Genomic DNA, 24,768 nt, shown 5'->3' with positions numbered 1-24,768 from the left:
CAAAGGTGACCTAACATATTATTCAACAATCACGTTATAACATATCACAACGTAGTGAATTGTGATAAACGTTTATCCTTTTAAAACGCTGTTTAAAGGCCTTAGTTATTAATTTTTTTCTTGTATTCTCACGCAACCTTAAAACAAAGCTATAGTTATTTGAGAGAAAACCTGAAAGCAGACGGAACGCCTTCACATGCCCAAACTTGGTTTCATCGCCCTAACCTTTTTGATGACCTTCTTTTTTTCAAATAAATTAGCAATTGCTAATACTCAATTAAATTTGGCACCTAACGATGACGTTATAAAGGGCATTAAAGCGCTGCATCGTAATCCAGAAATAGAAATGACTAAGTTAAAAACCTTATTAGAAGAAAATGACGCTCACCCAGAGCGCCACAAATGGCTTTATTTGTATGCACTGGGCAAGGAAAAACGTGGTGAATATGATGCAGCACTAAACTTAGTGGAAGCCGGTCTACGCAACATCAATACAGAAGGTTTGATGCGGCAACGCCTGAAGATGCTACAAGCAAAGATTTACGCTAATACTGGCGAAGTAATGACTGCGATAAAGCTTCTTAATTCAGTAAAGAAGTGGTCTATCAACAATGGCATTATACAATTAAACATTGGCGTTCTTATGACGCTCGGCACAGTCTTTGAAAGCATACAAGAACACCAATTAGCACTGGATAACTACTTGGTGGCCTATGAAATGGCCGTACAGTTTAAAACGCAAATTTCAGCACCTCATATTGCCGGGTTAATTGGAACTGTTTATTTAGAACTGTCTAGATATGAAGATGCAAGAAACTATTTACTAGAAGCTTATGACTTTTCGAAAAAGAAAAACAATGCACTGGTCCAAGGGCGCTTCGCCGAAAAAATTGCGCTAGTAGAATACGAATTATTAGATGCCGAGAGCTCAGAAGAATATTTCGACCAAGCCATAGAGATTGCCCAACGTAGTAAAGACACACCTTTACTAGCCCGCTCACTGCTAGGAAAAGGAAAAATGTTGCTGCGCCAAGCAGACAAAGAAAAAAGTATTGAGGTTGTCCGCTCTAACTACGAAACGGCCCTTTTACTCGCCAGCAACTTAGATAACAAGACCCTTTATTTTGACGCACTGCTTGCTCTCTCGAAGCTGGCGCTTTCCAATGGAGATATCGATGTAGCCTTGTTGCGATTGGAAGAAGCCGAAGCATTATTGAAAGGAAAAAAGCCGGGACAGCAAAACCTTGAGGCGGCGCACCTTAGATTGTCGATTATGGAAACTAGCAATAACGAGCGATCACAAATTAATGCGCTTAAAAATTTTATCTCTCTTAGTGAGACAGTGTCACAATCACTCGACAAATCAAGGGTTCAAGTCATCAGGACGCTATACGAATTAGACGAAATTCAAGAGGAAAATACTAATTTAAAAAAGGTAACTCGACTACAAGCTGAAAAACTCAATCTCAATAAACAGCGCAACTACCTTTTTGGAGCCTTGGCAGGGCTTCTATTCCTTCTAAGTATATCGCTTTTTCTGCTATACGCTAAACGCATTCGCTACCAGAGGAGATTGGAAAAATTAGCAACAACAGATTCATTAACGCGCTTCTTCAATAGAGGTAAAACCTTAGAGCTGCTAGATGCTCAAATTAATTACCTTGCACAGAATGGCCATGATTTTTGTGTAGCCATGCTAGACATCGATTTCTTTAAAATGATAAACGATAAATACGGACATAAGGTGGGCGACGATGCATTACGTCTATTTTCCAAGGTCGCGCGTGAACACTTCACTGACAATGTATTAATGGGACGCTTAGGCGGAGAGGAGTTTCTATTTATTTTCGATAAAATTTCGTTAAAAGAGGCGCTCGATGCCCTCGACGTGTTTCGCTGCTCATTAAAAGAAACTTCTCAAGTTGAACTATCTAATGAAATTAAACTCACCTTTTCAGCAGGTTTAATGGCTATATCAACCTCGCAAAGCGTCACCTCTGTTTTGGAAAATACAGACATAGCACTCTACCAAGCCAAAGAGTCTGGTAGAGGCAAAACCGTAATATTTAATTGTTTGTAATTTGAGACATGTCACTAGGAAAAATATTCACATCTTTTCTCATTGCACCTTTCAATATATTTTCAGCTTTTCTAAAAAAACAAAATTACCTAAGAAATTCAATAGCTTAAAGAATTAAAAGCGAAATGAAACAACCTGGCACAGATCACGCATAATCTATACTAACGGATAAGTGCAGAACGTAATTTGTAGCCAGGACGGCTTTAGCGACGGAGAGGCCAGATTACGTAAATATCAAAGACTGAAGGTGACGACATAGGAAGTATATGGAATGGTCACCAAGGATAAAAGGATGAGTCAGTGTTTGAGATTAAAGGATACCTGTAGAGCATTCGTTAAATTGCTGGTCGATGATGAGGTTAGGTAAAAGATAACCTAAATAAACTCGCAGGATGCAAGGCTCTTGTTTCATAAGGATTGCGAACAAGCACTGAGTACCTACATCGCAAGCACTGACAATGATGTCTCGTGCAGCAAGGGACTGTTGACCCAATTTGGATTCGTTGAAGTACATGTGTGTTGCTTCAGCGAGACCATAGTGAGGACACTGGTAATGTCGTCGATATTATTAGTGAGTTGTCACCCGACGACATTCCTCTCCCCTCTAAGGCCCATCCCGGCCTTTACATACCTCTGATTTTGGCCCGCCTTTGGCGGGCATTTTTTTATCTTCAACTGTGATAATATAATCAATACTAGTCCGCATAGATAAGACTTCCGCCGCTTATATAAAGAGCTACCTGCATGTTATCGCCATCCGCATCTACTGTTGTTTTTCAAGTTCTCTTCTGTGCGTTGCTAGCGACGTCTGTTGGTCAAAGCGTCATGCTAACTACACTTCCCTCTATGGGGCGCCAAGCCAACCTTTCAGAGTTTCAAATAGCAACAATCATGTCTAGCTCCGCGCTTATTTTCGCTTTTGGCACTAATGTATGGAGCAAAGTAGCAAAGCGCGCAGGTTTCAAACGCATACTGATGGTGGGACTTACTGGATATAGCTTAGGTACATTCGCCTTTGCTAGCGCATGGATGACAGGTTTTTCTGGTTTTATTAGCGGTACCAATTTATTTTTAGCGCTACTGATAAGTCGCAGTTTGCAATCTACCATTATGTCCGCAACACCACCATCTGCAGTAGGTTACGCTGTCGCTGTAAGTTCGCAGCAGGCTAGGGTAAGTGCTATCAGTAAAGTAACCTCTGCAAGTAATGTCGGGCAAATTGTTGGTCCGGCTTACGCTGGATTATTGGTAGGGTTCGGCTTACTAGCTCCACTGTACAGTATTGTTTTATTGACCTTGTTAGCGCTGACACTGGTGTATTATAAGCTGCCAGTTTTACCCCCTTTATCTAAGCAGCAGACAGCTGTGCATACAGGTGAAGACAGTCAAGCTCCCACCAAACTACCGTATGTATTTGTTGCTGCATGTATTTGCGTGTTCTGCGCGATGGCAATGATGCAGCAGTCGCTAGGTTTCTTTTTTATCGATTTCTATCATTACACGCCTGTTGAAGCCGCTCGACAAGTGGGTTTTGCAATGATGGTCAGCGCTGCAGCCTCTCTTACCGCGCAATTTGGTTGGGTACAAAAAGGGCGTATAAGTAAAGAAACAATGATCACTATCGCACTTCCTCTTTTGGGGGTGGCGTACCTGTTGCTGTTCCTCCAACACTCATTATTTATTCTTTATACCGCCATGACACTAATGGGGTTGGGTATGGGTATGGCCTACCCATCATTAGCTGCAGCGGCAACAACCTACTGCGCGCCTTCTCAACAAGCGACTATTACCGGGTTAATTACAGCCACTACTGCCATGGGCTATGTAATTGGACCACCACTCGCAGCAGTGATATACCAAGTTAACATTGCCTTGCCTTTCGCTGTAGCGTCAGTGCTAATTGCCCTTACCACTTGTGTAGTTTACATAACACTGCAAAGAGCTAGCCGCCGCGAGTAAGGTTTAAAGGCCAATACTAAAAGCGCGCACCTGTTGTTTTATCGATGCTTTTCAAAGGTATTTAATTTTTTACCATTTATTTTTAAAAAAGCGGAACCTTTTAAGAATTCGGCTATCTTACTTAATACATGAAGTCGTTGAGTGTGCGTCTTTGTGGTGTGTAAATGTGTTTTCCAAGTTATGTTGTGGTTTTTTAAGGGGCTCTTTAGCCCCTTTTCTTTTGCCTGCTATTTTCTACATTAGTTTCTTTCTAAGACGACACTTCACTGTGCTTATCTCACGATTGTGACCCATCAATTGGAATCAGTATTTTCAAGGTCTTGCTTTCAATCTAAAAAATAGAATTTAACAAACATTATCATCCCACCCAAAGAAATAGTAATGAGAACTATTATCAAATAAAATCACCTTAAATTTTTAAGGAGAAACTAATGCCTAAACCTCAAATCCGCCAAGCGGTTGTAACGCAATCTGTTCGTATAACCCCCACTATGCAGCGCGTCTTTTTAGGTGGTGAAGATCTCCGCACTTTCCCTGCCGTAGCGGCCGGTGCTTATGTAAAGCTCATGTTCGATAAAAACGGAAACCCGCATAACAAACCTTCTGATACGGGCAAAGTTGCAATGCGCACTTATACGGTTGCTCACTTTGATGCAGATAAACCTGAAATGGTTTTGGATATGGTAATTCATGCAGATAACGGGAAGACAGGACCTGCTTCAGCATGGGCTACCAGTACTAAACCTGGTGACGTTATTACATTAGCAGGCCCAGGTTCTAGCAAGGGCTTAAATGCTCATTATGACTGGGTATTGCTAGCAGGTGATATGACCGCTCTTCCCAGTATTAGAAATCACCTTGCGGCACTTCCCTCTCATGCCAAAGGTTATGCAGTAATTAAAATTCAAGATAAACACGACGCGGTTGCGCTTAAAAGGCCTCAGGGGATTAGAGTGATATGGGAGCATGAAAAGTCTTTGCCCCATAGCCTTACAGAACTAGATTGGTTAGAAGGCACTCCTACAGTTTGGGTTGCATGTGAGTTCTCAGATATGCGTGCCATACGAGCATGGCTTAAGGACGAAAAAGCGGTGGCGCACGAGTGTTTGTATATAAGTAGCTATTGGAAGAAAGGTCGTAGCGAAGATCAGCACAAGATAGAAAAGAAACAAGATAGTGAAGCCTTTGCCAAAACATTAGCTTAGTGCCTTACCCATCGTTCTGTAGTGTTTGCAACTATTTGTAAATTCTGCATAAGAACTTCTGCTTTCGTATCTACACTCATAGATAATATCTATGATTATCAGCAACCTATATTGTGGAATACCATTTGCTGCTAGTTATATAGCTGACAACTTTTTTCGTCAGTTTTCTCAACCAATTGTTTGGATAAGGAGAGCACGTTATGAACAATGATCGTATTGAAGGTAATTGGAAAGAAATGAAGGGTAAGGTACAACAGAAATGGGGTAAGCTTACCGATGATGACCTAGACGTAATTGACGGTCGCCGTGAAGAATTAGTAGGTAAGATTCAGCAGGAATACGGCAAAAGCCGTGACGAGGCTGAAAAAGAAGTAGACGCATACTTCAATTAATCAATCATATTTACCTTAGGGTACTCAAACAAGAGCCCTATTTTTAATAGGGGCTAGTGTTTGTTAGGGTAAATTATAAAAGGGCCACAACATAATGTTGTGGCCCTTTTGTTTGCTTTTAAATCATTAATAAAATCACTTACTCTTCCACCTTCGGCTGTAAGTTTTCACGTACTTCCCTTGCATCAAAACTGGTTGCCGAAGTAGGTCGAGTGCCTTTACCTAGTTCTATGCTTAAAATACTCTCGATTTCACTTTTTTGAGAGCCTCCAACATACACACCAGTTTCGAATTGGGTTGTAGGATGATAAGACGTACGGCAAGTAAGTACGCCGCAGTCAGTGACGCGTGCGTAACGCTGACTAAAGCCCGCAGTTGGCGTGGTTTGAACCGTTTTTTTGTCGACTAAGGTTTCGCGGTCGGTAACGACAAACCAGTCATAACCTTCCAGTAGGGTTAACTCAGCTGCGCGCAACATAGCATAGTCCATAGCTTTACCCTTATCGGTTCCTTTTGCCTTAAAATGTACGCGGTATTGGGTATCACTTAGCTTACTTTCGTTGTAACCAAAACCGCTTTTATCTGCTTGTCTATAATCAGGTTGACTTGCACAGCCCGCCATAATCAATACCGCAAGTACTAACATAATTTTAGTTTTCATCATCTACTCCTTCGGCTTTTTTTGCTAGCCAAGTTGCTTCAATTGCGTCTTTCTCTTGCTCTCGGTTTAATGGCGCAGATGCCATCATCATATCTAACTTATCTTCTAGAAGTTTGGCGCTAGTAGCAGTCTGATATTGACCTGTATTTGCGCCTAGCGCATCTAGTTCACTGGCCGCAAGTTGCCAGCCGCCTTGCTTGTCTTTACAAGCAATCATTACATTTAGCTCATTTTGTGACGTCACTTCAGCCTGTCGGCAAAATTTGAAGTCAGTATTTAAAAAAGACAGTTTAGGCGTTACGGTTACGCCAGATTCAAACGAGGTAGTCTCTCCCGTTAAATTACTGTCAAGCACTGACGACACATTAGCCCAATGTGAAGGTTGTGACGTATCAGCACCTTGTTGACTAAAGAATACCAAACCGGATAAAACCGCCACGCTAGCGGCGATGGCAAATGGCCGCTTCCACTTTGCTTGTTCAACGCTTGCACCATCAGTGATGTTCACTTTGTTAGGAAACTGCCTAACATTTTCCGCAGAACGTTGGCTTGTCGTGTTTTCTTTTCCTATAGGTTCGTCAGAACTCTGTGCTACGCTTGTGTTTGTTAGACGAGTTTCCTCACTCAAAAGTGCCACGATTTCTTTAGGTAGTGCAACAGCAGTAGCCTTTTCTGCAGCCACTTTTACAACTCTATCTACTTCAGCAAGTGCGGCGAGACGGTCAGAAACAGTTACGTCATGTGCTATCGCCTCGCGAACCGTATCCATTTCTACAGTATCTAACTCTCCATCTAAGAAAGCAGAAAGTTTTTCGTCAGATAAGATCACGATAGCACCTCATTTCGCCCGTTCAATAAGTTTGATATCTTCGCTCTCGCTCTGGCAAGACGGCTCATAATGGTTCCTGCTGGCACCTGTAAAACTTCAGAAGCGTCTGCGTAACTCATTCCTTGTACTGCCACTAAAGAGAGGGTTTCTCTCTGTTCACAGGGCAGTTCATCCATAGCGCTTGAGACCTGCTTCAACGTTATCGACTGTGTCACTGCCTCGTCCATATTTAGTTGATTTGCTGACTGCGCTTCGTAAGCAAGGGCATCGCTGGCATTAGCCCGTACTTTCTTCGCCCTGTATTCATCTATCCAGCAATTCCGACACACTCTAAATGCCCATGCCATTAATGTAACTTGCTCAGGAATGGGCTTACTTAATAGCCGCTCTAGCGTGTTCTGAAGCAAATCATCAGCATCATGTATGCTACCCGTCAATGAATATGCAAACTTTCGCAATGACGGGACGAGTTCGGTCAACTCATCTTTCATTTTCATGTACCTTCGTGAAGATTTCCGTTATCAATACTCTATTAACGAGCCACTGTTATTTTTATTCCGCTGCATTGCATCTTTTTTTAATGGTATGGATCACTGTGCCATTCGCATTGGAATTTTTTTTCTATCTATTCGTCACTACAATATAAGGCAGTGGTAATACTTGCCTAGAACCATGGCACAATTTATGCCATTCCTTCTCTTAGCACTGAACTGCACCAACATTATTGTAAAGGTAGCAAAATGAAGTACGCACTTATGGTGGGAGTTATAAGCTTATTCACGGCATCAATCTCTCAAGCTCAACTCGTCGGAACTTTGAATCAGGTAGTGTCGCCAGTGCGCCCAATAATTGATAGAACACCTTCCGACTTAGCCGCCATTCGCGAGGAAGCAAAACGACGCGTGCAATCATCTATAGAAGACGTGGATAGCGCAACAACGTTGGTCTCGGGAGTGGTTAACCGCATCCCTTCCCCTCAATTCGTCGTCCCTGAGACAGCCACTATTTTATCTTCATCAGGACAAGTAATTGTCAATGAAGTTATAGTAGAGGATGGTTTTCTTGCTGTCGCAAATGAGTGGCTATTTATAGGGGAAGAAGCAGACAGCGTCCATTTTCAAAATAACAACATTGAGTTACAAAAGGCTCAGTTTTTACCCGCTCTCTCTCAGTGGCTTTTTAAAGTAAAAGTCACAGGTGATAAAGAAGATGTGTCGTCTATTCGCAACAGTTTACCGAAAAAGCTTCAGTCTCAAATTGGGCGAAATCATATTTACTTGTCACAAAACAACGTTACAAAGACTGGAAATAGGCCGGACATCGAGCAATATTCAAATAAATCATCACAAAAGTTTGAAGTTTGCCCCACCCCGCTACGCATTGGAATGATTGATACTCATGTTATGGCTACTCATCCTAAGCTTTCACACATCAACCTTACACAAGCCTCTTTCACTGTTGGACAGCATCAAAACGCCAGCACACTTGCAACAGATGAAGAAGGTGAGAAGGTTTTGAAGAGCCCCCAAGCAAAAGGCGTCCCCATTTCTTACGATCATGGAACAGCAGTAGCGAGTTTATTGGCAGCGTCGGTACCTGAATCAAGCCAAGTGTTTAATGCCAGTGTGTTTTATTCACGCAACAGTGTTAGCCAAGGCGCCACACTGATATCGTTAATTGAAGGCCTGAACTATCTTGCATCTCAGCATGTAGATGCCATAAATATGAGTTTGGCTGGTCCCGACAATCCTATTTTAGCGAGGGTTATAAAAAAGTTAGATGAGAACGGTATTCAAATAATTGCAGCTGTAGGTAATGAGGGCCCGGCCTCTTTACCCTTGTACCCTGCGGCTTATACTGAGACTTTGGGCATTACGGCCGTTGATAAATCTAATGCAATTTACAGATGGGCGAACCAAGGAGATTACGTTGACTTTGCTGCATTTGGTGTATCAGTAGATGCTGCACACCCTAATGGAAAGACGGTAAGACAAACGGGTACCTCTATGGCGTCACCTCGAGCCACCGCCTTATATGCGTGCTTTTTACGTACAGAGAAAGAGAGAAACGCCGCTTTGATAAAGCTGCAGCAATTAGCGATAGATGCGGGTACTCCTGGGCGGGACAGCGTATTTGGTTTTGGCGTACTGCCATAGGCTCTAATACACCGCCCTTCTTAAGGCTTGCACTAGCGCTTATTAAAAATGAACATTAATGCCGAGCTCAGCAATGGTTTCTTGATAGTTTGCACCATCCACACTAGAAGCGTAGTCTCCGTATTGGGTAGACAGCTTTATATCCACATTGTTGTGAACAGCGTAGTCTGCACTTAACTCAACAATATGCCTGTCGTCTTCTCTACCTATTCCTCCATCTTGTTCTGAGGCGTAATCTCTTACATCTAATTGATAGGCAACCGTAAGCTTCAAGGGTTTACTAAATACCGCTAGAGGATAGGTGTACGCTAGATCCATCCCAATACCGGTGTAATCGAACACATTATTTTGGGCATCTTCATTTTGATACTTAAGTGCGATTTGAAAGAAGTCTTCCCCTTCGAAGAAGTAAAATAGGTCACTGCGCAGAGCAGCTGCTTCACTATCTCGAATTGGCGCACCTTCAGGCGTGTTATCGAATTGTTTATCGATAAGGTCGCTACTAACACGCAAGTAAGTGCGCTGCCCCAACAATTTTCCGACAGATAATCCAGATTGTTGATAGGTGAGGAAGTCACGCCCGTCTAGCTCAGCGCTAGCGTGATAGTAGTGCGCTCCTAATTTGGCGAAGTCAAACGCATAGCTGGTGCTAGCGGACAGCGTGGTAAGGCCAAGATCGAACTCGTTTAGCGTTTGATAGTTGGTATTCGCCTGACTTACCGACAGTACATTTTCCCATTTCGCTGTGGGCTTTACCAACACCTTTAGCTGAGCTTCTGACTGCAGTGCGCCGTCGGCCACATCTGAATTCGTATCGAGCTCGCTAACGCTCACATTGCTATCAGAGCGGTACCCTAAATAGCCAGACCCTGAGAATGAAATCGTTTGGTGTTGTGAGTTTGTATGATTCGCATCTTCATCATTGTGCGAGTGACTGTCAGAGTCCGCATAAGCAGCGCTACTTCCGAGTAAAACAGCTGCCACGGACAGCGATAGGCATTTGCGGCCGCCACGAATAAGGTTGTTTGTTGTTGATGAGTGTTGAAGTATTTGCGTATTCATTGTTGTTACCTACCACAGAGAAAGTGAAACTTTGCGATTTCTTTTTTGATGGAGAGACGTGAGATTTGACTTGAGGTGCTCGCTTTAAGGAATGCACGTTAGCGAGGCAAATGTGTTCGCACCTGCAGCCTAGGCCTTAAATAGCGGCTTGCCTTTCTATTTAGACAAGCCGCACTCAGACTTTATGGTGGCTATTTAACGTGCTTGCTCAAGGTTGCTCTACGCCCACCTAGTGGTTTAGGCCTTTATATTAAAGGCCAAGCGCACCTGAAATACTTGAAGCTACGTTGTCGTTTACAGTGCTTGTTACGGCGCTTTCAACCGAACTCGCCACGGTATTATTTACCGTGCTTGCTACGGTGCTTTCCACCGTATTTGCTACCGTGCCTTCCACCGTATTTGCGACTGTTGCTGACACAGTTTGCTCGACTGTATTTGAAACTGCGCCATCTACAGAGCTATCCACCGTGCTTGCTACCGTGCCTTCTACCGTATTTCCTACCGTTTCAGTAATCGTTCCTTCAACAGCGGTGCCAACCGTTCCAGTTACAGAACTGGTCACTGAGCTTGCTACGGTGCTGGCTGCTGTATTGGCTACGCCGCCATTTACCGCACTTTCGATGGTGCCTGCAGCCGTGCTGTCAGCCGTGTTCGATAAGGTACTGCCTGCGGCTGTTTCTGCAGTATTGTTTAGTGCACCACTTACACTGCCAGTTAGTGAACCTCCTGCGGTATTTTCCGCGCCACTGTTTGCCAGTGAACCGATTTGGTTCAATGCTAAGCTTGGCGCTGTCTGCGCTGTACTTTCTGCTTCACTTTCCGCTCCATCAACTTCTTCTGCATTTCCAGACGCTGATGACAGTACAGATAATGACCCAGACACACTACTTGTCAGTGCGCCTGCCACTGGCGAAGTTATCGAGTTCGCCATATCTGATGTTGCAAAAACTTGACTCACTCCCTGATCGGAAGATAGATCGTTGCTTGTTTGGTTTGCTGATAATTGTTCATCGGCTGAGCTCTCGGTGGACATTTGGCTCTGCGTAGATGCTTCGCCTTCGGCAGAAGTCTGCGTATTAACCTGATTTGCAGATTGTGTAGTTGCACCGCTTGTTAGTGAAAGCGATGCAGAAGCCGACGCATTAGCTGATGTGTTAGCAGAGAACGTGGTTTCTTGAGCCAACACAGATGTTGACGCGATACCTAAAGCCAGTGCAATTGCAGTATTTAACTTTTTCATCCGTTTATCTCCGTTTTTCATAAAGGACACTGAGATAACGATTGAAGAAAACGATTTATTCCGCTGAAAAATGATTTTTTTGAAGACAATTAAAAAAGCCCTGTAAAAACAGGGCTTTTTTGAGTTATTTTTCCGAGGCAGTCATGCTCTTTTCCCACCAAGGAAGTGAGAAATCTATATTATCTGGGTCGTAGGTTTTAGCGTATTTCATTTTTACCGAACTCCAAAACGCCGCTTTGAAGACAGGGTCGTAAATGACAAACTCACCTTGTTCTCGATATTGCTCAAACAATTTCTGGTAGGCACCTACAGGTGTTAAAGGGTTATCCTGTTGAAAAACCACATCACCGCCATAGGCTTCATAAAGCGCTTTAGATACTTTCCAGCTCTTAGCCATACCTTCAGCCATTGCCAAACGGTAACGCTCTAGCTCTTCATTTTGATAAGTACCATCACTATCTAGGTCAAGCGTCCATAGCTTAATAACGGAATAAGCAGATTGTATTTCGCTGTCGTTGGGCTCTATGGCGTTTTTATTTGCGAAATCAGAAAGTACAGATTCGGTAATTTTGTTACCAAGCGCGCGTTGCGCCAAAATATTGCGCACTTCTTTTTCTGATTTGTCAGTGAGAATAGACTGAAAACGATCAACATCTGCCTGTGAAGGCTGTAGTTCGGTACTAGAAATAGATTTATTAAACAAACGAGCAATAATTTCGTTTGCGGCTTGCGGTGTATTAATCCCAAGCGAAACCACTATGGCTGCAAATAGCACCATAGGAATTACGTTCGAACGCGTCACTTTGTATGCTTCCCTAAGTTCCAATAATTAGCACAAGCACAAGACACATTCATTTGTTATTGTAAGAATTTTCCGTTGTCTTGCGAAATGACATCTAACAGGCTTTATACTTTAGATTAGTTTTGTTTAAAATTCCACTTTCTTACGCATAGATTTTTTCGCACCCTGTTGTTTTTTTACATCTAAACGACGGGCCTTAGCCGCTCTACTCGCCTTAGTTTTTATCCGCGGCTTTTGTTCAACAGTTGCAGCCTTAATCCACGCAACAAGACGCGCTAACGCATCTTCTCTATTCTGTTCTTGGGTTCGAAAGTTTTGTGCTTTAAGTACAAAAACGCCGTCGTTAGTAACCCGACTATCTTTCACATTCAGTAATTTGGCTTTTAGCTGATCGGGTAACGTCGACTTATTGATATCAAATCGCAGGTGTATTGCGCTACTTACCTTATTGACGTTTTGCCCGCCGCTACCTTGAGCGCGAATTGCCTGAAGGTCGGCTTCGCCCTCATCTATCGAAATAGAGCGGGTTATCTGTAATTCCATATCACTTCCTATATGCTTAGTAGCATGGCGTATTATTTTTTCTGCGCATATATCACGCTAATAGCTTGCGACTATAACTCATCACTTACTTGACCGTTAATAGGTAACCCGATAGGTTAATTTCTCCCCTATCTTGGAAACACAACATGCTCACTATTTTACTTATCGTTATTTGTATCTTTGTAGGTCTTATTTGGTTTACTGCAAAAATGGATAGCAGCATCGAGTCAGCGTTTCGGCCGTCGGGAAAACTTACCCCTGTCGAGGGAGGAATTATTCACTGGCAAAAACAAGGGAATGGACCATCACTTTTACTTATTCACGGCTTACTAGGTAATAGTAACAACTTTAATGAATTAGCAAAAATCCTTGCGCAGCATTACACGGTCTATTCCGTAGACCGTCCTGGTAGCGGTTTTTCTAGCCGATACAAAACCACATCAGCCAGCTTTGAGCAGCAAAGTAAAATGTTATTAGAATGGATGGAAAAAGAAGGCGTTGAAGAAGCTAGCGTTGCTGGTCACTCGATGGGCGGGGGTATTGCGTTAAGGATGGCAATTGATGCACCTAGCGTCATTAAATCTGTATCATTGCTATGCCCGTTAACTACGCCACTTAAAGGCGGTGCTGGCCCGCTTTCGGTGCTTTACATACCCAACGAATTTGTGCGCAATAGCATATCTAAAACCATTGCCAGTCCATTAAGGTCAAAGCTCGGTAGAAAACAAGTTGCGCAGATTTTTCATCCAGAACCTGTGCCTATCTCATTCTCTGTTGAAGGAGGCGGGTTGCTTGCCCTTCATTCTCGCAGTTTTTATGAAGGAAGCCGAGATACTGTTTCAGCACAAGGCAGTTTGCATAGACAACAGTCATCTTACGGTAAAATTCAATGTCCTGTAGGCGTCTTATATGGTGAAAAGGACACTATTTTAAAACCAAGCGAGCATATCGACGCTGTTACTTCTTCAATAAACAAGGCCGTACAGAAAACAATTCCTTGCGCAGGGCACATGATACCCATTACTCAACCGCAAATCTGCGCAGACTTTATTGTTGAGATTGACAGCAAAGCGAGACAAGCCGATTAATGGAGCATTGCGCCCATTTTTGAAGTGTGAGCGTTGTGAGAAAACTCAACAACTGCCAGTGCGCCCTGTCTGTTTGATTCAGACTGTTTTAATTTGCGCAGCTGGTCTGCCACACGCTCAATACCATCGCACTCCTTACACATTTCGAGAGGACTCGATTCAAGCGTTATATTGTAGCTACTAAACCAAGTTTTCATTTGTTCACTGTCCCCTTCTGACAATGAAATGAGTAAATGATACATACGAATAAATGCGAGTTGCTTGCGATACTCTACGGTGCCGCTTTCAAAACCAAGTAATGTGGTTTGCGCAAGTGACGAAGGAGAAATACCCATTATTTCAGATGCTTGCTTAATATTTAGACCAAGCTCTTGATAAGCCCAAGTGAATGCTTTAGTTACTACACTAGTAGGAAATGGTGATCTATTCATAATTTCGCCTCGTTTTGTCAAACAATATCAACAAGATTTTTTAGCTATCTATTTGTTGATTTGCGAAAAATGTACCAACTCGTATGCTAGTTATCGATTGACTAAAACGACCCTTGCTTTGCTGCTACTTTTGCTAAATGTGATGAGATATCTTCTGGTTCGATATTAAATCTGTGCTCGGAAAGCCATTCAACGGCTTCTTCAAATAATTCGACAAATTTAAATTCAATACTAAGCCCTTTGTACGTTCGCTTGAGCTGAACTTTAGTCGTTGCTTTAGCCGTTGAATCGCTTAAAACGACCGCAATGTGAGTCAAGCCCAAAGGTTGCATTGCCGCGGTCCGTTCACGCAGCTGCGCTTCTGCATCGGGGATCAGCAGCGACTCTCCTGTAACGCACACGATATTACACCACTGTTTGCCAAATAACCCTTGAGCACTTACTCGGTATGCATCAGCAAAGCTTTTAACACATTCTTGATTCCATGGACCGAAAGCTTGTGTTACGACGGCGTCACCACACCGAGTTACAATAAATTCACCATGAGCGTACCGCATTAAACCACCTGATTATTCGAGCAAATTATTGAGTAGCATATATTCAGACACTGTATAAGATGAGTACCTTTTACTACGCGGTGTTATGTACAGCGCGCAGTAAAAGTATGGTCCAAAATTTATTAAATGCGAAAAATATTAAAGATGCCAAAAAAGTGAAGTTTATGCCGCTAGAATAGTGATTAACTCCGCAAACGTAGGACGACCTTGAATATCAAGTGGCAACCGCAATTCTCTAGCAATATCGCTCACGCTGATAACACCACGAACTTCGTGACTCTCTCTGTCCATCACTAGGCAGTGATGTTGCCCGTAATCTTTGAGTGTCTCTATCACATCACCCACTGATGAATGCGTTAATTCAGTGTAATCAAAAGACATAAGCGACGTTTTGGGGCGCATAAAATCGTAAATTGTTAACTCTTCGCGTTTCACTTTAAGCTCGCTTAAACGCTGAACAATTTGCTGTTCACCTACATCATGACTGGTAACAATTCCAATGAAACGATTTTCACTGTTCACCACCAGCATCATACGAACGTGTGACTGACGCATGATCGACTCTACTTTCGTAGCCGGCGTTCGCGCATCAATAACGTGTGGTAAGTGCTGCTTGAAGTCAGTGAAGACCGCCATAGCAGATGAATTTACAGTAATGGTATTTTCAATAACCGGCCATGCCAAAGTATCGATAGCTTCGGTTTTATATAGATTTAAGGCGTGCATACCTTTCTCCTAATCAAAAATTAAAAATTCAGTTTTTTAGTGATTAAGTGAGAGAAGGAGGTCCTCGAATAATGTTGGCGCGCTGCCTAGTAAAGGCTTTTGCATCAATCGCTTTACCAGTCGAAAACCGGTATTTTTCCAAGCCGCTGGTGATGCTGACAAGCGAAATGCCATCATCAATGTCGTCGTCAGATACTTCAAAAGCGGAGCTTTCCCATTCGCTAATGAGGGTTGAGAGCGTATTTGCACTGTTCGACTGCCCCGCAATATTTTGCACACTTCTTCCCTCTCCCAATACGGAGACGGATACTAGTGATGAAAATAACGCTGGCAGAATAACGGCCAACAAAACGTACGAAACGCGCAAAGCGTACAACCTCTACTGAACGAAACAACATTGAAGCAAAGCAGCCACTTTTGTTACTGCCTATTTAAACTATAAGAGTATTTAGCGCGTTTAATAGAGGTGTTTAGCGCATTTTATCGACCATTAAACGACACGTCTTCGAAAACTAACCGTGTTGCAACTCAGGTTTGGTGGGTTGTTTGCTGTACATTCGTTCTAAAAACAAGAACGAATACTCCCATTAAATGTGATGATTAGCCGACGCTATTAGAAATACACTAAGGCGACTTAACAAATGAGGCGTTTTATTCAGCGGGCATTTAGCTGGTGAGATAACGAGACTAGCAGAGGGCCTAAACAAGCTGCACGCTAGTAAGTAAAAATGGAAGGGATATGAAATCTAGGTGGTCAAGACCTATAGTGATTCTACATTGGATATCTGCGCTTGCCGTTGTTGGCATGTTTGCATCAGGACTATGGATGGTCGACCTTACTTATTACAGCGACTGGTATAAAACCGCGCCACACTGGCACAAGAGCGTTGGATTAATTTTGTTAGCTATCACCGTAATCCGCTTGGTGGCTCGCATAGTTACTACAAGACCGCCGTCATATGGCACCCATTTAGAAAAAGGGCTAAGCCACGCAGCTCACGGGCTTTTGTACACCCTGATTATCGCGCTGTTCGCGAGTGGCTATTTAATTTCTACGGCCGACGGACGAGGAATCGACGTGTTTAATTGGTTTTCGGTTCCAGCAATTGGAGAGTTAATTGAGAATCAAGAAGATATTGCAGGTGAGACCCATTTTTATATTGCTTGGTCAGTAATTGTATTGGCGATAATCCACGGGCTGGCTGCACTAAAACACCACTTTTTTAGCAAAGATGAAACCCTGAAGCAGATGTTACGGCTTCGATAATATTCAGGATAAAGGAGAAACAATGAAGAAGTTAACACTTGCCTTAGCCGCTGCGCTGTCTTTAAGCACCGCTAATGCCGCAGATTATGTGATTGATAGTAAAGGCGCCCACGCGTCTATCAACTTTAAAATTCAGCACCTAGGTTATTCTTGGCTCACTGGTCGCTTCAACGATTTTAAAGGTAACTTTAGTTACGATGACAAAGCACCAAGTGCAGCAAAGATTATGGTGACTATCGATACAGACAGTATCGACTCGAACCATGCAGAGCGTGATAAGCACCTTAAGAGCGACGATTTCTTAAATGTTGACGACTATCCAGAAGCAAAGTTTGTCAGCACAAAAATTGTCGATAAAGGTAACGGCATGATGGATGTAATGGGTGACTTCACGCTTCACGGTGTGACAAAGCCTATTACTATCGAAGCCAAAAAGATTGGCGAAGGTAAAGATCCATGGGGCGGCTATCGTGCAGGCTTTATGGGCACAACGACGATTGCACTTAAAGACTATGGCATTGACTATGATTTAGGCCCAGCGTCGCAAACAGTAGAACTAGAGCTTCACGTGGAAGGCGTTAAGCAATAGCTGACTATATAAGGTTCTAGCCAACTCAACGTATGAGTTAGAAAAGCCCCAAAAACGGGGCTTTCTTTTTCGTGAATGGCTAGTGAAGTTTTAGCTTTGGGCTGATGGCCTGACTTAACTTTTTCACAAGAAGTTTTAGTGCACCTTTTATCTTTCCGTGTACTGCAAATTGATGCATGTTGTATAAAGAAACATAGACCAGCTTAGCTAAACGCCCTTCAATAAACATACTGCTGTTAGATAACGAGCCCATGAGGCTTCCCACCGTGCTGTATTTGCTTAAGTGAACGAGCGAGCCATAGTCTTTGTACGTAAAGTCTTTCGTATCTTTTTGAGTAAATAACGACGTTATATTATGTGCAACAATATCCGCCATTTGGTGAGCAGACTGCGCTCGAGGCGGCACCCACTTTCCATTTTCCTGCTGGAAGCCACAGCAGTCGCCTAACACCCAAATATTCTTGTGAGACGAACTACGAAGCTGTTTATCAACAAGAATCTGATTGGCTCTGTTTGTCTCAAAAAGCTCAAGCTTGGTAATAAAGTCAGGCGCTTTAACGCCTGCAGCCCACACCATTAAGTCAGCATCAATGCGTCCACCGTCTTTGGTGATTAACCCTTTGGCATCGGCTTCAGCCACCATGGTTTGCTCTTTTATATCGACACCCAGCTTATGCAGCGCTTTTCTTGCAGAGTTCGCTATACGCTCAGGCAATGCCGGTAAAATTCGATCGCCCGCTTCTACTATAGAAATTTTTAGTCGCGAAGCTGACATATCTGGCATGCCATAAGCCTTCGACAAGTTCGCAACGTGATGAAGCTGCGCAGCCAATTCAGTACCCGTAGCCCCTGCACCCACTATAGCGACTTTAATTTTGGCGTCTTTATCTTCTTGCTGATTAATGCGGATAAGCTGATTGAGAAGCGCTCTATGAAAGCGCTCAGCTTGCTTCAATGAATCAAGGAAGTAACAATGCTCAGCAACTCCTGGTGTGCCGAAGTCGTTACTCACGCTGCCAACGGCTAGTACTAACTGATCGTATTGAATTTCGCGTTCGGGTAAAACTTGTGTCCCTTCCTCGTCAATTAAAGGAGACAAGGTTATGGTTTGCGCCTGCGCGTTAAGCGAGCACATTTCACCTAATTGGAAGCGGTAATGATGGGATGCAGCGTGGATTGCGTAGTCCACACCGTCTGAATGTTTATCAATTACACCGGCGGCTACTTCGTGTAAGAGCGGCTTCCAGATATGAGTTCGACTGCGATCGACAAGGGTGATTTCGGCTTGTTTCTTTCTCCCGAGGGTTCGGCTTAAGCGACTGGCTAATTCAAGACCACCAGCACCGCCACCAACAATTACTATTTTTTGCATGGGTATACCTATTAACAATCATTCCACCTATATCGCCTCGCCTTTTAAAGCGCAATAAATGGCATGACTGAAACCCATGCTGATAGCTACAGACTACGCCTGAAGGCGATGAGGTACAAGCGGATCACGGCGATAGTCTGTATTTCTGGGATTAATAGTAATCTATTACATATGTCTATTTAAGCTTATAAGGTAAACGATGCCGTTATCATGTAGTTGCGAGGCCGCCCCGGAAAATAACGCGGCCCAGCGAAACTGGTAAAATCAGCGCGTTCGGCGTATGCCGTGTCAAATACGTTGTTAACCCGCGCATATAGCGTAATATCGTCACTCACGCTGTAACGCACGCGAGCATGTACTAAGTCATGCCCATCATATTCGTTTAGGTTTTCAGCGTCGGTAAAATAGCGTCCAACATGCTGCCACTCTAACTGAGTTTGTACCGATTTCGACACATCAAAGCTTAAGCGAGTGTTAAACTGAAGCTTGGGCGCGGTATCGATATCATTACCCTTAATGTCTTGTTCACCTGAAAGCTGGCTGTGTTCATAAGTGTGCCTTGCGTAAGTACCTGCAAAATCTAAGCGAAGCGCCTCGCTTAGTTTCTGGTCAAAAGCTAGCTCTACCCCTCTATGCCAAGTTTCGCCGTTACTTACATTAAAGAAGTCGCTATCGCGATAAATAACGTTGTCCTTGCGCAGGCTATAAAGGCTAAGCGTATAGTTGCCCTTTAACAGCGCGCCGGTTACGCCCACCTCAATATTGTCAGCCGTAACTGAATCTAAATCTGAAACAGTCTGTGCGCGTTGTAAGCGATACAATTCTGTTGCCTGAGGGGCGCGATAGCCTCTAACAACTCCCCCAAACAATTGTGTTTGCTCATTTAATTGATAACGGACGGAGAGTTTAGGACTGAAATTATCATAATCGTTTTCACTGTCTGCAGGTCTGGAATATCTGCAGCCGCCAAACCCACATTCTGTACCATCTTCACGTACACGACCTACATTCATATTATTGGTGTAGTCGTATTTCATGGATTCAAAACGCCCGCCAGCAGAAATAGTCCAACGCTCAGCTTGCCAATTGAAAATAAAGAAAGGTGCGAATAAGGTGGCGTCCACATCGTAATCGTAATGCTTGCCTACAGGTATCGTTTCCACTAGAAAAGCAGAACCTGCGGTGACGCTGTCTTGCGATTGGGTGAGTTCACCTTCGGTATATTCAACGTCAACCCCAATATCTGTGCTTAGGTTGTCGTTGATAACATAGTTGAATTGGGACAGTACACCAACCCCTTGTTGCGCATTGGTTTCAAGAGGCTTTCCGGGCAGAAAGTGCATGCGAAAACGCATATCTTGGTTGCGTACATAAGGTGTAATTGAAAGGGCGTGACCGCCATTAAAAGTGGTATCTAGTTTACTCCACAACCTGAAACTTTCTGCCTTTCGAAAAGCCTCTGGATTTGGGTTGCTTTTAGCTAATTGCGTGTCTTTATAACTTTCAAACCCCAGTATATAGCCAGCAGTTTCTTGGTCTAGATGGGTATAAGTAAGGCCGCTTGTGATAACCGTGTTATCCCACTCAATTCGGTGGCGAAGCGAAACCTTCTCTTGGTCAACGCCTTCTTCATCCCTGTATCCGGTGTCGCGAGTTACGCTAGCCGCAATACCCACACCGCTACTACCGAAGTCTTTACCTTCTTTAAGTTTAATGCGATGAAAGCCATAGGAGCCATAGTCAGCACTTAGCAAGCCTTCGCCTTGCGTGGTATCTGGCGTGATCACGTTAATAACCCCGTGAATGGCATTAGAACCATAAAGCGCTGACGCCGGACCTTTAATTACGTCAATACGCTCAGCAAGCTCGCCATTAGCTTCAAACAACTCATTGATATTGCAAAATCCTGCCGCTCGAAGCGGAATACCGTCTTCAGCAGCTAAAATGCCACCGCATGCTCCGGCACCGGTTAATACAGGTGAACGAAGTGCTGGTAGATACTCTTGTCCGTTACCGCGCTGTACGCCCGCCCCCGCTATATAGTTAAGCGATTCTTGAATATGCTGAAACGAAAGTAGTGAAAGAGTTTCTTCTGAGATAGACGATACCGCGTAGCCAGAAGCGTTCACACTGCCTTGTATACGAGAAGACGTGGTTTCTATCCTTTCTATTTCATTGGTTTCTTGGGCAATTGCGGCAGACGACAATAGTGCCGTAGTTAGCAATGAAAGTGGAAAGCTTGGGGCAAAGTGCATTATCTATCCTTATGATGACAAATGTTTTTTAGCAATTGGCACTAGTTTATCGTTAATCTGAAAAAGAATGGGTTAAAAACCGATAAACTATTGCAATATTCAGACAACTAAGCCATTTATGTGATTAAACCTTGGCGTAATCTTTGCTGCAAACTTGGCGAAATAGGATGTCAAAGCAATGGGTAGTTACATTACCCATTGATTACACACGGCCATAAATGCTGCACATAAAATAGGCGGCGCATTGTCAAAAAGTTAAACAACTAGCTAAACACCGTCGCCATAAACAAAAACTTGTTCGCTGGAGGAATCATTGGACACGCTTATTCCTAGTCTTTCACAGCTTATCGAATTCGCTGTTGCCCCCGTATTTTTACTCACCGGTATTGCGGGCTTCCTAAACGTAATGTCGTCAAGGCTGGGGCGAATATCGGATAGGGTCAGAGTCGCAGAAAGGCAAATTCATACCTTGTCAGACCCACATATTGTCGACCGCTCTAAAAAAGAAATAAAAGTATTGTGGCGTAGGGTTAAAGTCATAAACTGGGCGATTGGACTTTGTGTCGCTTCGGGCCTTATGGTTTGTACGGTTATTATGGCGCTCTTTTCCGGGTCACTGTGGGTGGTCGATTTAAAAACGCCCATTATAGTACTGTTTATATTGGCAATGATGTTTCTTATCAGTGCACTTATTGTATTTCTGGTCGAAGTGAAGCTTGCCACCAATACTATAAACTTAGTCAGAACTATTCGATAGTTTCTTTATTTCAGCTCCAAAGCAACCAGTGCTGTGTTTGCAATAACTAGCCCCATCAGAAAGACGACTAGAGAGTTTACCCCTCTCTAGTCGACTTAATTCATTCCTACGCAAGGCTTTAATTTATTTGAAAAGCATTTTTTATGTAAGAATTGAGTAAAGAGCACGGTTAAACACGCTCATTAACTTTTAAGTGAGGTAAAATTCGCACATTGCCGTCGTTAATTTGCTACAAATGTAGCCCTACAATACTGCGGCCAATAGAAAGGATTTAACTGCGCCATGAATACTAAATTACTTCGCTCTCTCCAGGTTTTTGTTGCGGTGACAGATAGCGGTAGCATGAGTGTTGCAGCCCGCGAGCTACACATGACTGTTTCTGCAATTAGCCAGCAGCTACGAAAACTCGAACATGATATAGGGCTTAGTCTTTTTAACCGAAATACCCGAAGCTTAAGTCTCACTGAAGCCGGACGCATTTACTACGACACCAGCAAAAAAATGCTGCAAACCGCAGAGCTTGCCCAACAGAGAATTGAAAGCCTACAAGATGATCCTACTGGCAACATCAATATCATCGCACCTGAAGGTTTTGGTGGTGGTTTACTGAGTGGACCGTTGAAGAAGCTATGCGAAGAGTTTCCAAAAATCACAATATCCTTGACCGTTACCGACGAACCAAAAGACATTATTGCGTCAAGCGCAGACCTTGTACTTTGCTTTGCTCCCGTTTCTGACACTAATTTTAGTAGTTTGAAGCTAGCCACGTGGAAGCGCATTTTATGTGTCTCGGCTGCGCACCCGTTGGCCAACGAAACGTTATCTTCACCAGAAGCGTTGAATGATCATGCTTACATTGTGCACAGGCATATTGAAGACTATGTGATGAAGCATGAAAGTAAGGGAGAGTTTGAACTAGACTCGCAGCGTATTGATGTAAACTCAATGCAGACGCTAATTAAGCTTACCCAAGATAATCTGGGCTACGCCGTATTGCCTGAGCCAGAGGTAAGACACTTACTCAAATCAAAAGAGATGAAGCAACTTTTCGCAGGATGGGAATTACCTGACTATACTGTTTATGCGGTTACTCCGAAACAGGATCTTATGCCGGCCAAAATTAGCGCAGCCATCACTTGCTTGCAAGACTTGTTCGCGCAGATTTAATAGTCAACTAGTGGCAAATGAACTGGGAAAATATTACGACTAAAACGAAGAAGGCAGCGTAAAAACGCTGCCTTCTTTTTTATCGCTATCAACTTCTTTGTTTTTAGAAGCGAGTGTTCATCTGAACACTTAGAATGTGCGCTGTAGCCGACTGAGCACCAGTGAAGTTCGTGGTAAAGTTCGTACCAGGAAGAACATTATTTAAAATAGTTCTGTCTTTATTGATATCTGCTTCACGACCATCGATGAATACATAGGCTAGGTCAATTGATGTATCTTCGCTCATTGTGTATGTCATACCACCAGAGAACCAGTGACGGTCAGTATCAGGGATACTTAGTGAACGGTTTTCTACTGATACCACGCCATCATCATAAGCATAGCCAGCACGAAGGGTGATTTCGTCATTTAAGATGTAAGTTACACCAAGAGCCGCACGCCACGAGTCATCAAAGTTTTCTTGTTTAATTAAGAAATCGACGCCGTCTTCTAGATTAGCTTCAAGCTTCTCAAACGTGCTCCAGTCGGTGAACGTCAAGCTTGCTTGTACAGACCACTGGTTATCGATTTTTTGATCAACCGCTAGCTCTGTAATAGCAGCAAGGTTTAAATCTAGGCTACCAGGCTGATTAAGGTTAATAGGGAAAATAGGCGTTTCTGAAGAGACGTCACCTTCAAGTTCTAATTTTGTTTCCGCACGGTATGAAAGCGCAATATTAGTCATATCAGTCGGCTGCCAGAAAACACCCGCGTTCCAACCAAAACCTATGTCATCACCTTCCATGCTAAACAGAGAATTCCCAGCAGTAAGCTCTGGTAGCGTTACACCTAGAGCTTCAGCGTTTGGCGCGAAAGCGACTAAAGTGTCTACAAGTGTGTTTGAAACGCCAGAACCGATTTCAGCTTCTGCATATGTGATGTTCAAACCAAAGCCAACCATAAGTTGCTTGTTCACTTTATAGGAAACAGCAGGGTTAGCCGTTACCGTTTTTACTTCTGCTGTATCAGCGAAGTGAAGCGCACCAAAATCGTCTGAGTAGTCTGAGCGAAGACCATAAGTGGTGAAAACGCCAACACCTGCAGAAAGCTTTTCGTTGATAGGTGACACATAGAAGAAACCAGGTACGATCGCAGTATCAGCGATGTTGTCTTCTTGTGCAGCACCAGCACCAACGGTAGTGTCGCCAAGGTCATAAGTAACCGCACCATTAATATCTACATTTGGGTCGATAAAGCTTACTGATGCACTGAATTCAGCTTCTTTAAATACACCAATTGCTGCAGGGTTAGTCGCTAAAATAGAGGCGTTTTCCGGCTTGGCCGCTTGGCCCGCCATTGCACGGCCTAGGCCGTTTGCACTGTGTTCATTAACTTGGAAACCAGCCGCTAGCGCAGAAGAAGAGGCTAAAGTAGCAAGCGCTAAGCAAACTGAGGCACGTAAAGAAAACTGTTGCTTCATAAGATACTCATTATAGTAGGGGAAAATTGCAGCAGGCATTCTACGGATATGAGTAGTTTTGTTCAATGCAAGTAAACGCTATTTACGCACTTTTATCGCATTATTTACAATTTTAGCGACAATTTCGACGCATTTATAGACAATATTGATAAAGCTAAGTTAACCAAAGAT

The 24,768-nt window shown here is 43.4% G+C and carries 25 protein-coding genes; 10 read left to right on the top strand and 15 right to left on the bottom strand.

Annotated elements, in window-relative coordinates:
- The first annotated feature begins 196 nt into the window (after positions 1-196).
- Positions 197-2,080 (top strand): tetratricopeptide repeat-containing diguanylate cyclase, encoded by a 1,884-nt coding sequence (locus V7R55_RS11135; protein ID WP_334059543.1) that lies wholly within the window; start codon positions 197-199, stop codon positions 2,078-2,080.
- Between the two features lie 310 nt (positions 2,081-2,390).
- Here the strand turns inward: V7R55_RS11135 and V7R55_RS11130 are convergent, their stop codons facing one another.
- Positions 2,391-2,594, bottom strand: coding sequence for a hypothetical protein (locus tag V7R55_RS11130; RefSeq protein ID WP_334059542.1), 204 nt, complete (start codon positions 2,592-2,594; stop codon positions 2,391-2,393).
- Between the two features lie 230 nt (positions 2,595-2,824).
- Between V7R55_RS11130 and V7R55_RS11125 the strand changes: the two genes are divergently transcribed.
- From V7R55_RS11125 to V7R55_RS11115, 3 genes are all read left to right on the top strand, one after another.
- Positions 2,825-4,039: an MFS transporter gene (locus tag V7R55_RS11125; RefSeq protein WP_334059541.1), complete on the top strand. Its 1,215-nt coding sequence runs from the start codon at positions 2,825-2,827 to the stop codon at positions 4,037-4,039.
- 431 nt (positions 4,040-4,470) lie between these two features.
- On the top strand, positions 4,471-5,244 hold the full coding sequence (locus tag V7R55_RS11120) for a siderophore-interacting protein (RefSeq protein WP_334059540.1): 774 nt from the start codon (positions 4,471-4,473) through the stop codon (positions 5,242-5,244).
- Positions 5,245-5,444: 200 nt separating this feature from the next.
- Positions 5,445-5,636: a CsbD family protein gene (locus tag V7R55_RS11115; protein ID WP_012519989.1), complete on the top strand. Its 192-nt coding sequence runs from the start codon at positions 5,445-5,447 to the stop codon at positions 5,634-5,636.
- 139 nt (positions 5,637-5,775) lie between these two features.
- Here the strand turns inward: V7R55_RS11115 and V7R55_RS11110 are convergent, their stop codons facing one another.
- Genes V7R55_RS11110 through V7R55_RS11100 form a run of 3 tightly spaced genes read right to left on the bottom strand, consistent with a single transcriptional unit; the run spans position 5,776 to position 7,617 of the window.
- The gene (locus V7R55_RS11110) at positions 5,776-6,297 is read right to left on the bottom strand and encodes a CC0125/CC1285 family lipoprotein (protein WP_334059539.1); all 522 of its coding nucleotides are present in this window, start codon (positions 6,295-6,297) and stop codon (positions 5,776-5,778) included.
- On the bottom strand, positions 6,287-7,126 hold the full coding sequence (locus V7R55_RS11105) for an anti-sigma factor (protein ID WP_334059538.1): 840 nt from the start codon (positions 7,124-7,126) through the stop codon (positions 6,287-6,289). The genes V7R55_RS11110 and V7R55_RS11105 overlap by 11 nt, the downstream gene beginning before the upstream one ends.
- Complete coding sequence (locus tag V7R55_RS11100) at positions 7,123-7,617, bottom strand: RNA polymerase sigma factor (protein ID WP_334059619.1); 495 nt, start codon at positions 7,615-7,617, stop codon at positions 7,123-7,125. Before V7R55_RS11100 ends, V7R55_RS11105 begins: the two co-directional genes overlap by 4 nt.
- A 249-nt stretch (positions 7,618-7,866) precedes the next feature.
- Here V7R55_RS11100 and V7R55_RS11095 point away from each other — a divergent pair, with 249 nt between their 5' ends.
- On the top strand, positions 7,867-9,282 hold the full coding sequence (locus tag V7R55_RS11095; protein ID WP_334059537.1) for a S8 family serine peptidase: 1,416 nt from the start codon (positions 7,867-7,869) through the stop codon (positions 9,280-9,282).
- A gap of 42 nt (positions 9,283-9,324) precedes the next feature.
- Here V7R55_RS11095 and V7R55_RS11090 read toward each other — a convergent pair whose 3' ends face one another.
- The 4 genes from V7R55_RS11090 to arfB form a co-directional block, all read right to left on the bottom strand.
- Entirely contained in the window at positions 9,325-10,344 is a 1,020-nt protein-coding gene (locus V7R55_RS11090; protein ID WP_334059536.1) for an outer membrane beta-barrel protein, read from the bottom strand.
- Between the two features lie 250 nt (positions 10,345-10,594).
- Positions 10,595-11,584 (bottom strand): hypothetical protein, encoded by a 990-nt coding sequence (locus V7R55_RS11085; RefSeq protein WP_334059535.1) that lies wholly within the window; start codon positions 11,582-11,584, stop codon positions 10,595-10,597.
- 124 nt (positions 11,585-11,708) lie between these two features.
- Positions 11,709-12,386, bottom strand: coding sequence for a hypothetical protein (locus V7R55_RS11080; RefSeq protein ID WP_334059534.1), 678 nt, complete (start codon positions 12,384-12,386; stop codon positions 11,709-11,711).
- 126 nt (positions 12,387-12,512) lie between these two features.
- The gene (gene arfB / locus V7R55_RS11075) at positions 12,513-12,929 is read right to left on the bottom strand and encodes an alternative ribosome rescue aminoacyl-tRNA hydrolase ArfB (RefSeq protein ID WP_334059533.1); all 417 of its coding nucleotides are present in this window, start codon (positions 12,927-12,929) and stop codon (positions 12,513-12,515) included.
- 146 nt (positions 12,930-13,075) lie between these two features.
- Between arfB and V7R55_RS11070 the strand changes: the two genes are divergently transcribed.
- The gene (locus tag V7R55_RS11070) at positions 13,076-14,017 is read left to right on the top strand and encodes an alpha/beta fold hydrolase (protein WP_334059532.1); all 942 of its coding nucleotides are present in this window, start codon (positions 13,076-13,078) and stop codon (positions 14,015-14,017) included.
- Here the strand turns inward: V7R55_RS11070 and V7R55_RS11065 are convergent.
- The 4 genes from V7R55_RS11065 to V7R55_RS11050 all read right to left on the bottom strand — a co-directional run bounded on the left by V7R55_RS11065 (position 14,014) and on the right by V7R55_RS11050 (position 16,008).
- A complete protein-coding gene (locus V7R55_RS11065) occupies positions 14,014-14,448 on the bottom strand; it encodes a hypothetical protein (protein ID WP_334059531.1) in 435 nt (144 codons plus the stop codon). The two genes, V7R55_RS11070 and V7R55_RS11065, sit on opposite strands and share 4 nt — an antisense overlap.
- A gap of 101 nt (positions 14,449-14,549) precedes the next feature.
- Positions 14,550-15,005 carry a hypothetical protein gene (locus tag V7R55_RS11060; protein WP_334059530.1) on the bottom strand — a complete coding sequence of 152 codons (456 nt, stop codon included), beginning with the start codon at positions 15,003-15,005 and terminating at the stop codon, positions 14,550-14,552.
- 162 nt (positions 15,006-15,167) lie between these two features.
- On the bottom strand, positions 15,168-15,731 hold the full coding sequence (locus V7R55_RS11055; RefSeq protein ID WP_334059529.1) for a CBS domain-containing protein: 564 nt from the start codon (positions 15,729-15,731) through the stop codon (positions 15,168-15,170).
- Positions 15,732-15,774: 43 nt separating this feature from the next.
- The gene (locus V7R55_RS11050) at positions 15,775-16,008 is read right to left on the bottom strand and encodes a hypothetical protein (protein ID WP_334059528.1); all 234 of its coding nucleotides are present in this window, start codon (positions 16,006-16,008) and stop codon (positions 15,775-15,777) included.
- A gap of 462 nt (positions 16,009-16,470) precedes the next feature.
- Here V7R55_RS11050 and V7R55_RS11045 point away from each other — a divergent pair, with 462 nt between their 5' ends.
- On the top strand, positions 16,471-16,998 hold the full coding sequence (locus tag V7R55_RS11045; protein WP_334059527.1) for a cytochrome b: 528 nt from the start codon (positions 16,471-16,473) through the stop codon (positions 16,996-16,998).
- A 22-nt stretch (positions 16,999-17,020) separates the two neighbouring features.
- Positions 17,021-17,587 carry a YceI family protein gene (locus tag V7R55_RS11040; RefSeq protein WP_334059526.1) on the top strand — a complete coding sequence of 189 codons (567 nt, stop codon included), beginning with the start codon at positions 17,021-17,023 and terminating at the stop codon, positions 17,585-17,587.
- Positions 17,588-17,666: 79 nt separating this feature from the next.
- Here V7R55_RS11040 and V7R55_RS11035 read toward each other — a convergent pair whose 3' ends face one another.
- Together V7R55_RS11035 and V7R55_RS11030 are read right to left on the bottom strand one after the other, a co-directional pair.
- Positions 17,667-18,959 (bottom strand): NAD(P)/FAD-dependent oxidoreductase, encoded by a 1,293-nt coding sequence (locus V7R55_RS11035; RefSeq protein WP_334059525.1) that lies wholly within the window; start codon positions 18,957-18,959, stop codon positions 17,667-17,669.
- Positions 18,960-19,144: 185 nt separating this feature from the next.
- The gene (locus V7R55_RS11030) at positions 19,145-21,214 is read right to left on the bottom strand and encodes a TonB-dependent receptor (protein WP_334059524.1); all 2,070 of its coding nucleotides are present in this window, start codon (positions 21,212-21,214) and stop codon (positions 19,145-19,147) included.
- A 313-nt stretch (positions 21,215-21,527) separates the two neighbouring features.
- Here V7R55_RS11030 and V7R55_RS11025 point away from each other — a divergent pair, with 313 nt between their 5' ends.
- The gene (locus tag V7R55_RS11025; RefSeq protein ID WP_118491429.1) at positions 21,528-21,971 is read left to right on the top strand and encodes a DUF2721 domain-containing protein; all 444 of its coding nucleotides are present in this window, start codon (positions 21,528-21,530) and stop codon (positions 21,969-21,971) included.
- A 282-nt stretch (positions 21,972-22,253) separates the two neighbouring features.
- Positions 22,254-23,138, top strand: a complete 885-nt coding sequence (locus V7R55_RS11020) for a LysR family transcriptional regulator (RefSeq protein WP_334059523.1) — start codon at positions 22,254-22,256, stop codon at positions 23,136-23,138.
- A gap of 103 nt (positions 23,139-23,241) precedes the next feature.
- On the opposite strand, the gene V7R55_RS11015 is transcribed toward V7R55_RS11020, so the two are convergent.
- A complete protein-coding gene (locus tag V7R55_RS11015) occupies positions 23,242-24,597 on the bottom strand; it encodes an OmpP1/FadL family transporter (protein WP_334059522.1) in 1,356 nt (451 codons plus the stop codon).
- Between the last annotated feature and the right edge of the window lie 171 nt (positions 24,598-24,768).

The sequence above is a fragment of the Alteromonas sp. S005 genome (genome assembly GCF_036864475.1).
In the GTDB taxonomy this organism is placed as follows: domain Bacteria; phylum Pseudomonadota; class Gammaproteobacteria; order Enterobacterales; family Alteromonadaceae; genus Alteromonas.
The sequence above is the reverse complement of the archived record's forward strand: the minus strand, read 5'-3'. Positions and strand labels throughout refer to the sequence as shown.

Excerpts from the sequence above, each read along its gene's own strand:
- V7R55_RS11045 (WP_334059527.1), top strand. The coding sequence starts at position 16,471 with ATGAAATCTAGGTGGTCAAGACCTATAGTGATTCTACATTGGATATCT.
- V7R55_RS11130 (WP_334059542.1), bottom strand. The coding sequence starts at position 2,594 with ATGTACTTCAACGAATCCAAATTGGGTCAACAGTCCCTTGCTGCACGA.
- V7R55_RS11135 (WP_334059543.1), top strand. The coding sequence starts at position 197 with ATGCCCAAACTTGGTTTCATCGCCCTAACCTTTTTGATGACCTTCTTT.
- arfB (WP_334059533.1), bottom strand. The coding sequence starts at position 12,929 with ATGGAATTACAGATAACCCGCTCTATTTCGATAGATGAGGGCGAAGCC.
- V7R55_RS11055 (WP_334059529.1), bottom strand. The coding sequence starts at position 15,731 with ATGCACGCCTTAAATCTATATAAAACCGAAGCTATCGATACTTTGGCA.
- V7R55_RS11020 (WP_334059523.1), top strand. The coding sequence starts at position 22,254 with ATGAATACTAAATTACTTCGCTCTCTCCAGGTTTTTGTTGCGGTGACA.
- V7R55_RS11115 (WP_012519989.1), top strand. The coding sequence starts at position 5,445 with ATGAACAATGATCGTATTGAAGGTAATTGGAAAGAAATGAAGGGTAAG.
- V7R55_RS11065 (WP_334059531.1), bottom strand. The coding sequence starts at position 14,448 with ATGAATAGATCACCATTTCCTACTAGTGTAGTAACTAAAGCATTCACT.
- V7R55_RS11125 (WP_334059541.1), top strand. The coding sequence starts at position 2,825 with ATGTTATCGCCATCCGCATCTACTGTTGTTTTTCAAGTTCTCTTCTGT.
- V7R55_RS11110 (WP_334059539.1), bottom strand. The coding sequence starts at position 6,297 with ATGAAAACTAAAATTATGTTAGTACTTGCGGTATTGATTATGGCGGGC.
- V7R55_RS11120 (WP_334059540.1), top strand. The coding sequence starts at position 4,471 with ATGCCTAAACCTCAAATCCGCCAAGCGGTTGTAACGCAATCTGTTCGT.
- V7R55_RS11070 (WP_334059532.1), top strand. The coding sequence starts at position 13,076 with ATGCTCACTATTTTACTTATCGTTATTTGTATCTTTGTAGGTCTTATT.
- V7R55_RS11030 (WP_334059524.1), bottom strand. The coding sequence starts at position 21,214 with ATGCACTTTGCCCCAAGCTTTCCACTTTCATTGCTAACTACGGCACTA.
- V7R55_RS11035 (WP_334059525.1), bottom strand. The coding sequence starts at position 18,959 with ATGCAAAAAATAGTAATTGTTGGTGGCGGTGCTGGTGGTCTTGAATTA.
- V7R55_RS11090 (WP_334059536.1), bottom strand. The coding sequence starts at position 10,344 with ATGAATACGCAAATACTTCAACACTCATCAACAACAAACAACCTTATT.
- V7R55_RS11100 (WP_334059619.1), bottom strand. The coding sequence starts at position 7,617 with ATGAAAGATGAGTTGACCGAACTCGTCCCGTCATTGCGAAAGTTTGCA.
- V7R55_RS11015 (WP_334059522.1), bottom strand. The coding sequence starts at position 24,597 with ATGAAGCAACAGTTTTCTTTACGTGCCTCAGTTTGCTTAGCGCTTGCT.
- V7R55_RS11095 (WP_334059537.1), top strand. The coding sequence starts at position 7,867 with ATGAAGTACGCACTTATGGTGGGAGTTATAAGCTTATTCACGGCATCA.
- V7R55_RS11085 (WP_334059535.1), bottom strand. The coding sequence starts at position 11,584 with ATGAAAAAGTTAAATACTGCAATTGCACTGGCTTTAGGTATCGCGTCA.
- V7R55_RS11060 (WP_334059530.1), bottom strand. The coding sequence starts at position 15,005 with ATGCGGTACGCTCATGGTGAATTTATTGTAACTCGGTGTGGTGACGCC.
- V7R55_RS11040 (WP_334059526.1), top strand. The coding sequence starts at position 17,021 with ATGAAGAAGTTAACACTTGCCTTAGCCGCTGCGCTGTCTTTAAGCACC.